This is a genomic window from Blautia sp. HCN-20427, assembly GCF_037890365.1.
GTDB lineage: Bacteria > Bacillota > Clostridia > Lachnospirales > Lachnospiraceae > Blautia.
Genome location: NZ_JBBKBX010000018.1, coordinates 57,333 through 70,855, shown reverse-complemented (window position 1 = coordinate 70,855; position 13,523 = coordinate 57,333). Strand labels below are relative to the sequence as shown.

At 46.5% G+C, this 13,523-nt stretch carries 17 protein-coding genes; 3 read left to right on the top strand and 14 right to left on the bottom strand.

The features are described from left to right. Positions 1-70: 70 nt before the first annotated feature. The 14 genes from WKT17_RS11740 to WKT17_RS11675 form a co-directional block, all read right to left on the bottom strand. Positions 71-826: a hypothetical protein gene (locus tag WKT17_RS11740; RefSeq protein ID WP_294459409.1), complete on the bottom strand. Its 756-nt coding sequence runs from the start codon at positions 824-826 to the stop codon at positions 71-73. Continuing rightward, the gene (locus WKT17_RS11735; RefSeq protein ID WP_294459410.1) at positions 810-1,760 is read right to left on the bottom strand and encodes a hypothetical protein; all 951 of its coding nucleotides are present in this window, start codon (positions 1,758-1,760) and stop codon (positions 810-812) included. The genes WKT17_RS11740 and WKT17_RS11735 overlap by 17 nt, the downstream gene beginning before the upstream one ends. A gap of 63 nt (positions 1,761-1,823) precedes the next feature. After that, positions 1,824-2,309, bottom strand: coding sequence for a hypothetical protein (locus WKT17_RS11730; protein ID WP_294459412.1), 486 nt, complete (start codon positions 2,307-2,309; stop codon positions 1,824-1,826). A gap of 18 nt (positions 2,310-2,327) precedes the next feature. Next, positions 2,328-3,116: an ABC transporter ATP-binding protein gene (locus tag WKT17_RS11725; RefSeq protein ID WP_294541611.1), complete on the bottom strand. Its 789-nt coding sequence runs from the start codon at positions 3,114-3,116 to the stop codon at positions 2,328-2,330. Further along, positions 3,106-4,131: a FecCD family ABC transporter permease gene (locus WKT17_RS11720; protein WP_294459416.1), complete on the bottom strand. Its 1,026-nt coding sequence runs from the start codon at positions 4,129-4,131 to the stop codon at positions 3,106-3,108. Before WKT17_RS11720 ends, WKT17_RS11725 begins: the two co-directional genes overlap by 11 nt. Position 4,132: 1 nt before the next feature. Beyond that, positions 4,133-5,221 carry a heme ABC transporter substrate-binding protein IsdE gene (gene isdE, locus WKT17_RS11715; RefSeq protein WP_294541613.1) on the bottom strand — a complete coding sequence of 363 codons (1,089 nt, stop codon included), beginning with the start codon at positions 5,219-5,221 and terminating at the stop codon, positions 4,133-4,135. Then, positions 5,205-6,281, bottom strand: coding sequence for a heme-binding Shp domain-containing protein (locus tag WKT17_RS11710; protein ID WP_294459420.1), 1,077 nt, complete (start codon positions 6,279-6,281; stop codon positions 5,205-5,207). Before WKT17_RS11710 ends, isdE begins: the two co-directional genes overlap by 17 nt. 233 nt (positions 6,282-6,514) lie before the next feature. Further along, on the bottom strand, positions 6,515-7,345 hold the full coding sequence (locus WKT17_RS11705; protein ID WP_294541615.1) for a hypothetical protein: 831 nt from the start codon (positions 7,343-7,345) through the stop codon (positions 6,515-6,517). Between the two features lie 4 nt (positions 7,346-7,349). Continuing rightward, on the bottom strand, positions 7,350-7,946 hold the full coding sequence (locus tag WKT17_RS11700) for an iron dependent repressor, metal binding and dimerization domain protein (protein WP_294541617.1): 597 nt from the start codon (positions 7,944-7,946) through the stop codon (positions 7,350-7,352). Between the two features lie 202 nt (positions 7,947-8,148). Next, a complete protein-coding gene (locus WKT17_RS11695; RefSeq protein WP_294541663.1) occupies positions 8,149-9,423 on the bottom strand; it encodes a dockerin type I repeat-containing protein in 1,275 nt (424 codons plus the stop codon). Between the two features lie 2 nt (positions 9,424-9,425). Further along, entirely contained in the window at positions 9,426-9,887 is a 462-nt protein-coding gene (locus WKT17_RS11690) for a hypothetical protein (protein WP_294541620.1), read from the bottom strand. Positions 9,888-10,092: 205 nt separating this feature from the next. Beyond that, the gene (locus tag WKT17_RS11685; RefSeq protein WP_294459432.1) at positions 10,093-10,338 is read right to left on the bottom strand and encodes a hypothetical protein; all 246 of its coding nucleotides are present in this window, start codon (positions 10,336-10,338) and stop codon (positions 10,093-10,095) included. Between the two features lie 16 nt (positions 10,339-10,354). Beyond that, entirely contained in the window at positions 10,355-10,549 is a 195-nt protein-coding gene (locus tag WKT17_RS11680) for a hypothetical protein (protein WP_330593649.1), read from the bottom strand. 107 nt (positions 10,550-10,656) lie between these two features. Continuing rightward, positions 10,657-10,839: a hypothetical protein gene (locus tag WKT17_RS11675; protein WP_330593650.1), complete on the bottom strand. Its 183-nt coding sequence runs from the start codon at positions 10,837-10,839 to the stop codon at positions 10,657-10,659. A 490-nt stretch (positions 10,840-11,329) separates the two neighbouring features. Between WKT17_RS11675 and WKT17_RS11670 the strand changes: the two genes are divergently transcribed. Genes WKT17_RS11670 through WKT17_RS11660 form a run of 3 tightly spaced genes read left to right on the top strand, consistent with a single transcriptional unit; the run spans position 11,330 to position 13,507 of the window. Continuing rightward, positions 11,330-12,193: a class I SAM-dependent methyltransferase gene (locus WKT17_RS11670; RefSeq protein ID WP_173749022.1), complete on the top strand. Its 864-nt coding sequence runs from the start codon at positions 11,330-11,332 to the stop codon at positions 12,191-12,193. A gap of 3 nt (positions 12,194-12,196) precedes the next feature. Next, on the top strand, positions 12,197-13,225 hold the full coding sequence (locus WKT17_RS11665) for an asparaginase (RefSeq protein ID WP_173749021.1): 1,029 nt from the start codon (positions 12,197-12,199) through the stop codon (positions 13,223-13,225). 9 nt (positions 13,226-13,234) lie between these two features. After that, the gene (locus WKT17_RS11660) at positions 13,235-13,507 is read left to right on the top strand and encodes a DUF1294 domain-containing protein (RefSeq protein ID WP_330489572.1); all 273 of its coding nucleotides are present in this window, start codon (positions 13,235-13,237) and stop codon (positions 13,505-13,507) included. Positions 13,508-13,523 lie beyond the last annotated feature (16 nt).

The window sequence follows — 13,523 nt, the reverse complement described above, 5'->3', positions numbered from 1 at the left end:
CAGTCTTCCGATCATCGGGCACACCTGATATTTTCGTTGTCTCATTGTATCACAGGTTTGCCCGAGCTGTCTATTTCTTTTTCTGAATTGCTCGTTTTGTCATACAGTACCACGTAAATCCTCCGCTCAGCGTCAGGGCTGCTGCCCAGAGAAACAGATACTGCTCATCACCGGTTTTTACTTTACCTGCAGTTTTCGTACCAGTCGTTCCACTTTTTAAAGAAGAGGCATTTTTTAAAGAGGAGTTTCCGCTTAAGGCATTGTTCTTCTTCAGAGAATTCTGCTTATTAAGAATATCGTTCTTATTCAGGGAAGAACCTCCGTTTGCAGAATAGGTAATCTGAAAAGTGGTACTGCCTGTATAATTTCCCGGTTTTGCCTGTGCAACGTCTTTGGCTGTAATGCAGATAGTTCCGTAGAAAGCGGTTTCTTCAGACTGCTTTTCTTCCCCGCTGGCAGACAGGTCTACGCTCTGCACGCCAAAGTCGTTGGAAAAGGCCAGGTTCTCCGACTGATTCTGCAGGACCCCCAGGGCAGGGGCCTCTACCGAAAGTTTTCCCTTTACCCCGGAGGAACGAACCAGGATTTCATATTTTTGCAGATTATCCTGCTGCTGGCTCAGCGCCCCCAGATTTATGGAAGAAGGCACCACCACCGTATAAGACGGCCCGGTACTCTCCCCGGCTACATTAGCCGAAACCTGCATTTGCTGCCCTGCAGCTGCGGAAACTTCCAGAGGCGGCAGCACCATACTCACTGTTAAAATACCAATCAGGAGAAGCGCCGCCTGCCAAAGTTCCTTTTTCTTCTTATTTCTGTGCCGCATATGTAATCGAGAATGTAGTGGTTCCTGTATAATTTCCGGCTTCTGCTGCCTCTACCGCACTGCCGGCTACACTGAGTTCACCTTTTAAAGTGGTTGCGTCTGTATCCTGTGTTACAGTCTGTGTTGCAAAACTGTTTTTAAATTCCAGTGTATTTTTTCCGCTGTTTAAAGTTCCGCTTTCCGGTGCTTTTACAGAAAGTGTACCGTTTAAATCTGCTGCTTTTACTGTTACATCATATGCCTGTTTGTTCTCTGCTTCTGAGCTTAATGTTCCCATAGAAACTGCGGAAGGAACCGTTACCGTATAAGTTGGTTCTGATGGTTTTTCTGCTACTTCTGCTGTGATTTCCATGCTCTGCTCTGTAGTCTCTTCAGAAGAATTATCGTTGTCTGCTGCCTTTAAGTCTGTTACCTGCACATAGAAACTCTGTGTCATATTCATAAATACATTGACATACGCACTGGTCTCTACACCCTGCTCCAGATTGTCCACAGCAGAACGGGGAAGGTCTACAGTCAGTACCTGTGTTGGAAGCGTATCACCTTCGTTGATACCAAAGAGAGCCCCTGCTGTATCAAAAGTTTTTTCCGGTTTGCTGTCAATGTCGGAAACTGCGTTATACGTCTGTCCGTCGATTGTCATGGTCACATCCTTTACCGTTCCGTCTGCACCCTGTCCTGCAAAAGCCGGAATCGGATACGCTACATAAAAAGTCAGTTCTGCACCGTCATCTGTAAGTTCCACATCTGCTTCATGTACAAAAATCGGGTCACACATGCTCTTGTTGCCTGAACCATTTCCGTTGAGGAAATGAATTGTACCTGTGTAATCTCCGTTAGCCAAATCTGCCTCTGCTGCAAATGCAGGCGTGTACATTGTTGTTGCCATCAGGGCCGCTGCAAGCGCGCCGGATACCATTTTTGTAAGTTTCATGTCTTTTCTCTCCTTTTTGTTTTCTTTTTATGTTCAGCGCTGTCTGCGCAGTAACATCATAAATCATTCTTTTGCAATCAATGTGCAGTTTACCTCTGCCCCGTTCTTGGGCGTCCGGTTTTCATCTGCACTGTAGGTCTTGTACTGAATGGTCAGAGGATATTCCCCCGCTTCCAGTTCTCTTTCCAGTGTAATGTCATACAAATGCTGTCCCGGGCTGATGAGCTTGGAGGTATAAATCGTCTCATCTGTTTCGGGCAGGTAAAAAGAGATTTCGAAATACACCTGATTTTCTTCCGGATTCATCAGTTCTACGGATACGTCTTTTGTGCCTGCCTGCACCTCTACGGACGTGTAGCCCGGAATCTGAATACCTGTATCTGTCCCCCCGGAACTTCCTTCCTCCTGAGGTTTCTCCTGGGCTTCTTCAAACTCAGGTTCCAGATTCGTGACCTCTTTGGGTCTTGTTTTATAGTAAATCCCCACTGCCGCCACAAGGATGATTACGGCAAGCAGAAGGAAAACGCCTGCTTTCTTTTTGTTTTTCAATTCTACCCTTCCTTTCTCCTACACCGTCAGCACGAATTTCTGTCCTTGGACTTCTGCCACCTCCAGGTGTATTCCATACAGGGATTCCATGCTGTCTGCAGTAATGACTTGCTCCGGCGGTCCCTGGACTTCCACACAGCCGTCTTTCAGTCCAATGATTCTGTCTGAAAAAGCAATGGCCTGGTTTATATCGTGAAGCACCATAATAATCGTTATGCCATATTCCCGGTTCAGTTTCCGCACCAGTTCCAGAATTTCTATCTGATAACGAATATCCAGATAAGTAGTGGGCTCATCCAGAAACAGGATTTTTGTATTCTGCGCCAGCGCCATAGCCAGCCATACTCTCTGCCTCTGCCCTCCGGACAATCTGCCCACTTCCCGGTTCTGATACTGAGAAACACCCGTAACGTCCATAGCCCATGCAATGATTTTCTCGTCTTCCTCTTTGACACCTGCAAAGGCTTTTCGGTAAGGCGTCCTTCCGTAAGAAACCAGTTCCTCTACTGTAATATCCTCACTGGCGGTATTATACTGGTGCACAATGGAAACCTTTTTTGCAAAATCTTTAAGACTCAGATTCTGCAGATTTTTTCCCCGAAGGAAAATATTTCCCTTTCTGGGGTACAGATTTTTCGTCATCAGCCCAAACAAGGTAGACTTTCCGCAGCCATTAGCGCCTAAAATGGTGGTAATTTTCCCTTCCTGTATTTCAAAGGAAATATCCTTTAACACCGGATTTTTCCCATAGGAAAAGGAAAGATTCTGTACCTTCATTGTCGGCTTTTCCATATCTTTAACCTGCATATTTCTTTGACCTCCTAAGCAGAATAATGAAAAACGGCCCGCCTGCAATACTCATAATCACCGAAGCGGAAATCTCATAAGGCGCCGCCACGGTTCTTCCCAGCGTATCCGCCAGCAGGAAGAGAAAAGCTCCCAGAATGGCGGAAAACGGTATCAGTACCTTGTGGTTGCTTCCTATGAGAATTCTGCCGATATGAGGCACAATCAGTCCCAGAAAACTTACCGCCCCTGCCACTGCTGTAGAAATAGAAGCCAAAAGCACTGCTGCCAGAGAAATCACCAGGCGCATAGCATTGACATTCACCCCCAGCCCTCTTGCGGTTTTATCTTCCAAAGCCAGCAAGTTGCACATAGAAGCCAGAAGGACGGCCAGAACCAAACCAATCAGCACATAGGGCGCCAGAGTTTTCACATCATCCCATGTCTTCATGGTTATATTGCCGTTTACAATCGAGGCAACTCCTGACAGATTTCCTCCGCTCATAGAGTTAAATCCGGAAGAAAGTCCGGTAAACATGGCATTTACTGCAGCACCTACCAGAATAATCCTGAGAGGACTTAATCCCCCTTTCCAGGAAAGGCTGTACACCAGAAGAAAGGCAAACAATCCGCCCAGGAAAGCAAACAGCGGCGTAAAGAAAAATAAAGTGGGCGCTGCAGCCGTAATCACAACAGCCGCAAATCCTGCGCCGCTGGAAATTCCCATAATACCAGGGTCTGCCAGAGGATTTCTCAGCACAGCCTGAAACAGCACACCTGACACAGCAACCGCCGCCCCCGCCAGCATAGAGATAAAAATGCGGGGAAAGCGCAGGTCATAAACCGTAGCCACATCCTGGTCATAAGCAATAAACAATCCGCGGAAAAGTTTGTTGAAACTAACCTTCAGGCTGCCGATATTGACAGACAGCAGGAACAACAACACCAGCAGCACCAGAAATACGGTGAAGGAAACCAGGATTCTGGCTGTCTTTTTTCTGTGATAGCTCTTTTCTTTCTTCTCTTGATCTTCCATCTCACTTCTCCTTCTCCGATGTTTCTTCTGCTGTTTTCTCGGTATCTGTCTGGCCGTTTTCCCCGTTCTCATCCGGATAAAGCAGCGTCTGCAGTTCTTCCAGAGCCTGGGGATAATCAAAGGTAGCACTCATGCCAAACAGCCCGTAGGTCAGGTCATACACTCTGCCTTCCTCTACTGCCTGAAAATGCTTCCATATATCATTGGTTTCAAAATCTTTCTGAAACATTTCCTTTACCTGATCCGGCAGCGCATGGGAAGTACGAAGGATAAGGTCCGGCTCCTTCGTCTTCATGTCCTCGGTATTGACGTTTAAAAATTCCTGATCTGTGCCGGCATAGACGTTTTCCCCGCCTGCCAGTTCCACCAGACTTCCCACATAGGAATTTTCCGCGGCAATGATATAAGAACCGGGAAGTCCCATGAGAATCAGTACCTTGGGCTTATCTTTGTCCTCATGTTCTTTCTGATATTTTTCATAAAAATCGGTAAATTCTTTTGTCTGTTTCTGCGCTTCCTCTTCCTTGCCGAAAATTTCTCCCAGTTCCTGCATAGAACGGTACAGCCCCGGTACACTTCTCAGATTGAGAAACGCCCAGTCCGTACCAACAGCCTCATACTTTGGCTGCAAATCGCTCTGGAGACTGGCAGGACTTAACACCCAGTCCGGGGAAAGGGTGGAGACCACTTCCATATCCGGGCTCATAGCTGTCCCCACAGAAGGCAAATCCTGATACTCTTCCGGCAGGGTGGTCACACTGGTTTCACAGATTCCCACCAAATCCAGCCCCAGTCTGCTGCAGACCTCTGCCACAGCCGGAGAAGTTGCAATAATTCTGGGTTCTGTTTTCATGGCAGATACTTTCTGCTTTGCCGCCTCCACAGCTGCCTTTTCCTGCGGGTCACTGATTTCCAGAAGCGTTTCCGCACTTTTGCTCTGCCCTGAAACTGTCTGGATATCCTTTGTATTTTCTGCTGTTTTCCCCTGACTCTGGTCCACACAACCGGCCAATGCAGCCAACAGCAAAACCGTGCCTGCCAGCAGCGCTGCTCTTCTTTTCTTCCTGCACTTTTCAGTAATTTTCATCATCTTCACCTGAACCCCATCTTTTCCAGTTTCTGCGGAACAGATACACAATTCCCGCAGCAGCAGCCATCAGCACCAGTCCGGAAAACGTGACACATACCGCTGTAGTAATAATACTAACCGTTTTGTTATTCCCACTGTTGGCCGTTGTTTCTGTTTCCTCGCCTTGTGTGGAAAGGCTCAGTCCCTGTGCCTGGCTAAGCGTTGCCTCTTCCGTATCGGAAGAAGGCGAAGCTGCTTCCTGAATACTGCTCTGCAAAGGTTCCGTCTGTGCGGTGTTTCCGGTGGTATTCTTTGTATCTTCCTGCGTATTCTGCTGTGTATCCGTCTTTGCGGAATCTGTACCGGAAGATGTGCCGGAAGACGACTTCAGAGACGCCGAAGGTGTTACGCTGCTTCCAGATGATGTACTGCCGGAAGAGGCGCTGGCTGAAGAAGTGCTGCTTCCGCTGTTTTCACTCTGACTGTCGGTCTGAGTCTCACTTTCCGTTCCTGTGCCGGAGGCCTCTGTCACTATGGTTGCTGTCATATCTGTACTGTTGCCCTCTGCATAATCTCCGGTATAGAAATAATAAATTACCTCCCTCCCCATGGGGTCCACATACATGGAACCTCTTACCACACAATTTTCGCTGGGTACCTGAATACAAATATCACTGTTGGAGCCATTGGTATCTGTACCGTTGCCGGTAATCGCTGCAGAAACGGAAGACCACTGGCTGTCCCCTACATTCTGCACCCAGAAGCTATGATTAGAGGTGTAGTCCATCATGCTCAGACGAATGGTGAGATAATATTCTCCGCTGTCAGTCACTTCCATAATTCCATTTCCATATAGAATTCCTTCCAGCATCCCCTGCCCGGTGGCATATCCTGCCTCACCCCCGGAATCCTCGATTTCTCCGGTAACCGGATGTGCGTAACAAGGGTAAATGGTACAGGTATAAACAGTTCCCGACGCCCCGTACACCAACGCGGCCCCTGTCCCAAACCTCATAAAAAATACCAGAGCCATACTGCAAACCACTGCCAGAAATTTCTTTTTCCTCTTCCGTTCCTTCATGTCTGTTTCCTTTCCCACTGTTTCCGCTTTTGAGTTAGTTGTAACTATCTCTCATGTAACCACTTATACCACGGGGATTTTTCTCTGTCAACACTCTTTTTTTCACTTTGACGCACGGGTGCAACAAACGCTTTTTTCACTTTTCCTCAAAATCCACTGTTTTTTCCTTGGGCATTTTCAAAATCTGCTGTTTCAGCGCTGAATAAAAATTACAAAAAGCAGGCGAAACACTCCTAAAACCAGAAAATCAACAACGCTGTACTTTCCGGCATATGGGTTCTTCCCACGCTGGCGCTTACCGTCACCGGCAGGATTCCTTTCAAGGTTCCGTCCTGTTTTTTCCGAAAGGCAAAGACCCTGAGAGGAATTTTAAGACGCCCGGCCCGGATATCCGCCTGACATAAAATCCCCCTGTCCCGATACTTCAGTGATTCCAAATGTCCTCTCATAGTAATTCCGCTGACTCTGGATTTTCCCTGAGTCTCACAGATTTCAAGCTGGAGATAACTGCCTCTGCGGTTGTGCCGCAAAAGAGCAGGCTTTTGAAAGCCCCGGTCTGCCATAGAGCGTTCTCCCTGCTTTTTCCCGTCCTGCCGGTACAGGGCAAAATCCACCGGATAGGTGCCATAGTGAATCATTCCTCCCACCATCTGCTTTGCCTCCTGTTCCCGCAATGACCCCTGTTCTGTCTGCTTTTGTATCATACAAAGTATGGTCTTCGGCTCCATATGTTCTATCATGACCCGGACGTTACCCTCTGTTTCTGCTTCGTCCATGCCCATTTCCTGAAAATACACCCTGAGTCTTCGGATAAGCTGCCTGTATTCTCCCAGCCATTTTTTTCCCTTTTCTGTCAAATCCAGTCCTTCCGTCAGATACCCCTCTTCCAGACACTTTTTAAAATAACGGTTCACAGAACTTCTGTGTACTCCGCAGGTTTTTGCAATCCGGGTCACACTTCCCCTTTTCTTTCCGTTTCTCCCCAGCCGTTCCAGTTCCATAAGATAATAAACCTGCTGCAAAGCCGGCAAGCCTTCCCTTTTAAAATTTTCTCCCTGTTCCATGCTTTCATCCTCTGTATAAATGAATATTCAGTTCCCGGCAGTTCTCTTCCTTGGGGCTTTCTCCATTTTCCGTAAGCGCCACTAGACCTTCCGCTTCTATCACCGGGTCATCCGGGCTCAGAAAAAAATCAAAAATTTCCGAGGGAAGGCGAAATCCCTTTCCGTCTCTCTTTGCCGCTTTCCACTTCCCGGTATCCTGATACCAAAGCTGCTTTTTGTATCTCTGTTCTCTGGGCAAAAGATAGAAAACACATTCCTGCTCTCTGACGTGCAGGCAGCTTTCCGGGCAGAAATCTTCATAATCCCCGGATAAGGACCTGGGATAGCGGCTATCCGGGCAATACAGTCCCATCCCATGCACAGAAGTTCCTGTACAGTACAAATTCCGCAGCCTGCTGCTCTCCATTCGTTTCTCATATACTTCCCCATATTTCAGAAAATCATAAATACTCTGCATAGCTTCACTTCCCAACATTCCTTCCAGTGCACAGGCCTCTTTCTCTGCCTGCGCTTCCTCTGTCCCGCATATCAGCTGCAGAAATTCTGCCACCTCTGCACTCCGGCTGCTGACAATACCCGGCTGCTTTCTATTCTTTTCCATAGCGTTCTCCTTTCTTTTCCTGTTGTCTTCGCATCAGTTAGTTATATCTAACTATTTGTTATTATAATTTTCTCTTTTCATTTGTCAATATAAATTGCGGGAGTTTGACAGTCGTATACTAAAAAATCGTTACAATCCAGTTATTTTTAAGGATTGTAACGATTTTTCTGTCTGCGTTATCATCAGGAAACTATATTACAACTCAGAATTCTTCTATCATCTCCGCCGTATACTGCAAAATTCGTCCTGCGTCGCTGCTGTCTGCTGCCTCATCCCGGTTCACATCCGCTGCATCCAGTTGTTCTTCGCTAAGTTCATCGAGTTCTGCATTGTATCTCAGTAATGCCTGTGCATCGGCGCTGTCCACAACTTCATCCAGATTGACATCACCCAGGAGACGCACTTCCAGGATTTCGTTAATCAAGGCTGTCAGCGTTTCTTCGATTTCTTCCTGAGAGGCATTCTTATCGTCGTATACACTCTGAGCTGCATCCCTTGCTGCTTCCAGACCTTCCAGACTGCTGTCTGTGTATTTTCCTGCATTAACAAGGATTTCATTTGCCTTATCCAGAGCATTTTTCAGTTCGTCTTTATTGGCAACCCGCACCAGAGAAGCCATGGCTTCTGCCAGAGCGTTATAGGCATCGTTGATTTCCTGTTCCGTGGCATCTTTCTTTGCTGCTGCCTCTTTTGCTGCTTCCAGGGCGTCTTTTAATGCCTGTACGCTGTCATTGGTATATTGATCTTCTTTTTGCAGCAATTCTTCTGCTTTCTGAATCAGGATATCCAGTCTATTGTCCGTCTCTGTAACCAGCAGGTTATTCACTGCGGTCATCAGGTTTGTAGCCGCCTGGTTGATTGCCGTCTGGGTGGCTTCTGTATCTGCGTAAACTACTTCTGCCTCTGCCAGAGCAGATGCATCTGCAAGGATAGCTTTTGCACCCTCAATGGCCGCGCCAAGTCCTGCTTTCTGCACATCGCTTTCCAGAAGGTTGATGGCTGTCATCAGTTTTAAGAATGCACTGTCTGCTTCTGCCTGAGTGGTTTCCGGATTCTCCAGAAGAATTCTTGCCTCATCCAGTGCAGTCTGAACGGCTTCCCAGGTCTCTTCTGTATAGCTGCCGCTTTCTGTCTGTTCTGCCTCCAGCTTTTCAGCCATAGTAACAGCCAGATTCAGTGCGGTCTTATCTGTTGTCTCTGAAGGATTCTCCGGTTCTTCTGCATCCGTATAATTTACAATCAGTCTTGCTCCGTATCCTTCTCCTGCCTCTTTGGCGCCGAATCTAAGTCGGTTTCCGGATTCCGTTTCATTCAGTGCAAATGCAATCTGCTGTTCATCCGGATTTTCTTCCTTAAACTGCTGAACCAGTTTTGTCACATCTACTCTGATTGTCTTTGTTCCTTCCTCTGTGGCAAACTCTTCCGAAACAGCAGAAGTATGCTCAAGGTCATTCGCGTCATAATTCAGCTTCGGCATATTCAAACAGGCAACGTCGTCTTCCGATGTGTCTTCTTCCCAGCCAGTTCCTTCCATTCCGTATCGGAAAGAACAACTCTTACACGGTCTGTTTTGGCATCACCTGCACCTTTTCCCAGATAATTCAGAGACAGATATGCGCTTTCGATTTCTTTTCCTTCGTTTTCTGCCTCATACTGGGAAAGGTCATATTTCAGAAAACCGATTTTGTTGTCATATTCCCAGTCCGGCCACCACCAGCCTGAATTGCCGGCGTCTCCCAGACCTTCGGTATCCGGCTGACGCTGAATCTGGAAAGATTTCATGCCGCCGTAGTTATTATATCTTTCATTCTGCCATGTCTGAATATTACTATCCCCTACAGGCTCAATCCCTTCATATCTGCTTTCCGCAAAACTCTTCAGGGACTCTCCGTCAAAAGGAACTACAATTACCTTGCGTTGTTTATATATGTATTTTAGCATACCGCCTAAAAATTCTTTAGGAATAAATTCATTCCTTTTTTTACTATTTCTGGTTCTTTCTATTTTTTTGTATTATTTTTGTATATTGGAACTTTTTTTAGGTCATTGCTCATGCTCTAATATCAGACAGTGCATCGTTTGGCAGTTCTTCTATAGCAAAAAAGAAGAAGCTGCATATCAACACAAACTTCTTCTTTTCTCTGTTTTATTTAGATGAGGAGCCGTTTAAATCTTGCAAAATTTTTTCTATCACCTCTTGTGGTTCTTCTAATTCTTCTGCGATTTCTTCCGTAGTTTTTCCTTTTTGTACTTTCTTCTGTATCAATTCGCAAAGCAACTCTCGCTTTCCTTGTGCAAGCCCCACGATAACTCCAGCCTTTTTGCCCTCCTCCCAGGCTTCTTCCCTCTCCTGTCTCATATGTTTCTCCTGGTCATATTCAAATATACTCATGTTCTTTGCCTCCGCTTTATTCTTCTCCAGAAATTCCTTCCCTTATGCACTCTTCTATGGCTCGCTCTACTGCTTCTGCCAGTTCCATTTCCTCTGCATACTTTCTCACTCTCGCCGTATATTCTGCGTATTCCCATAAGGTATGACTCATTTTCATCAGTTCTTTGTTATGTCCGCTGTTTACGTTCAGCATAACCGCCGTTAATTCCAAACTACACTTTTCTTTTATTGTATACAATTCTGATAATCTTAAGATTTTCGTGTCCGGCTGTTCTTCCAAACCGTTATAAAACACTACAAAGCGCGGTGACGGCAACTCTATGGGCTTTGTGCCATATAAATAGCGTTCTCCAGTGTATTAATTTCCAGCATTTCCGGGTCTGTGTAATGTTTTCCGCTGACCGCATTATAAAGTTCCAATAAATGTTCTTTATCCTCAAACAACATAGCAAACACCGTTGATTTGTACGCTCTGTTCGGGATTGTTTTTCTTGCTTCCATAAGATAGCTACCTCCTCTTTCTTTCGCAGGAAGTTTCCCGTACAGACACTGCAAACCTTATCCTTCCGCCGCACATCTTTGTTCCACCTCTCTGCATTTGTTCCTGTTTTCTATGAATAAAAGCATTGAGATTTTCCTTTGATATGTTGTCAGATTTTCAGACACGGCAGAATACCGCAATAGACATATTAGATTATTGGAAATATAATGCTTTGAAAATATTGTAACATAGGCATTCCCGCATTTCCACTGTTTTTCGAGAAAAACAAGAAGCCCTATGCCATACGCAACGACCTCTTCTTTTCTGCCGAAATTTGTTTTCCAGATTCCATCTTTCTGTTTCCCTGCTCCGCTCTCCAAAATACCGCTCTAAAATACCATTCCCCGGTTGCCTGCTTTCCTTCCTTCTGTTATACTGAATATGCTTTATTTTAATAAAAATCACATACTGGCTATAAACGAACGATAGTTCAGCAGAAAGGATTCTAATATGTGGATTGCCAATCAATGGAAAGATTATGAAATTATAGATACTTCAAAAGGGGAAAAACTGGAACGCTGGGGAGATTATCTTCTGGTGCGTCCGGACCCTCAGGTTATCTGGGACACTCCTAAGACACACAAAGGCTGGAAAAAAATGAACGGCCACTACCACCGCAGCAAAAAGGGAGGCGGCGAATGGGAATTCTTCGACTTACCGGAACAGTGGACCATCCAGTACAAAAGTCTGACCTTTAACTTAAAGCCTTTCAGCTTCAAGCACACCGGACTTTTCCCGGAACAGGCAGCCAACTGGGACTGGTTTTCTGAAAAAATCCGTACAGCCGGACGCCCCATCAAAGTATTAAACCTCTTTGCCTACACCGGAGGCGCCACCCTGGCTGCGGCTGCAGCCGGCGCTTCTGTCACTCATGTGGACGCTTCCAAGGGAATGGTTGCCTGGGCAAAGGAAAATGCCGTGTCTTCCGGCTTAAAAGACGCCCCCATCCGCTGGCTGGTGGACGACTGCGTAAAATTTGTAGAGCGGGAAATCCGCAGAGGAAACAAATACGACGCCATTATCATGGACCCGCCGTCTTACGGCAGAGGACCAAAAGGAGAAATCTGGAAAATTGAAGATGCCATTCACCCGCTCATTCAGCTGTGTACCCAGATTCTCTCTGACAACCCGCTGTTCTTCCTTGTCAACTCCTACACCACAGGCCTTGCTCCTGCAGTATTGACCTACATGCTGGCAACGGAATTAAAGAAATTCAACGGAACCGTGGATTCACAGGAAATCGGACTTCCCGTAACCCAGAGCGGACTGGTACTGCCCTGCGGCGCTTCGGGACGGTGGGAAGCAGGGAAATAAAGGATGAAAAAGAAAATTCTCATTATTACCACAGGCGGAACCCTGGCCTGTGTGCAGGACGAAAAAGGACTGGTGCCGGGACTTTCCAGCAAGGATATCCTCTCCTACATTTCCGATATTACGGATTTGTACGACGTGGATTTTCTGGAACTGTTCCAGTTGGACAGCGCCAATATCCAGCCTTCCAACTGGCAGGCCATGGCAAAAACGATTTACGAGCAGTATATGACTTATGACGGCATTGTGATTTTCCACGGGACGGATACCATGGCATATACCTCTTCCGCACTGTCCTTCATGCTGCCGAATATCCCCATTCCCATAGTCATTACCGGAAGCCAGCTTTCTATTTTAAATCCACTGGCAGACGCAGTGGAAAACTGCCGCTGCGCCATTCACATGGCCGGAAGCGGCATGCCCGGTATTTTCCTTGCCTTTAACCGCAAGGTGATTCTGGGAACCAGGGCTTCAAAGGTACGCACTACCAGTTTTCATGCCTTTGAAAGCATTAATTATCCCTATGTGGGCGAGGTAAATTCCTGGGGGCTGGATTTGCGGCGCTCTTATATACCGGGACCAAGAGGCAAATGTACTCTGGAAACCAAACTGGAAGAAAAAGTCTTTCTTATTAAATTAGTACCCGGCTTTGACGGAAAAATTTTTCAGCTTCTGTATGAACAGGGCTACCGGGGGCTGATTATTGAGGCCTTTGGCATGGGCGGAATTCCCACCCTGTCTTCTGAGGTCATTGACGACTTAAAAGACGTCATTCAGAAAGGAATGATTGTAGTAGTGAAAAGCCAGTGTCCTTACGAGGGCAGCAATCTTTCTCTCTACGAAACAGGAAAAATCGCGCTGGATGCCGGTGTGTTCCAGGCTTATGACATGAGCACAGAAGCCGTGGTTACCAAAGTTATGTGGATTCTGGGCAAACACTGGGAGCGCAAAAAAATAGAGGAAATGTTCTACCGCAATCTGGCAGGGGAAATCACCCTTCCGGATGTGGCGGGGAACAGTTACAAAGGAGTGTAATTTTTGATTGTGAAAAATATTGTGATGTATCTCATAGCTGTGAATCTGCTGGCCTTTCTCTGCTTCGGTATAGACAAGCAGAAAGCCAAACTTCATCAGTGGCGAATTTCAGAGAAAACCCTGCTGGGAATTGCCGTCTGCGGCGGTTCTCTGGGCGCCATCTGCGGTATGCGTATCTTCAGACATAAGACACAGCACAGAAAATTCGCCGTAGGACTGCCGGCAATTCTGCTGATTCAGGCCATTGCGGCGATTGTTGCATACACGGTATTCAACTTATAAATGGAAATGGGAGGTA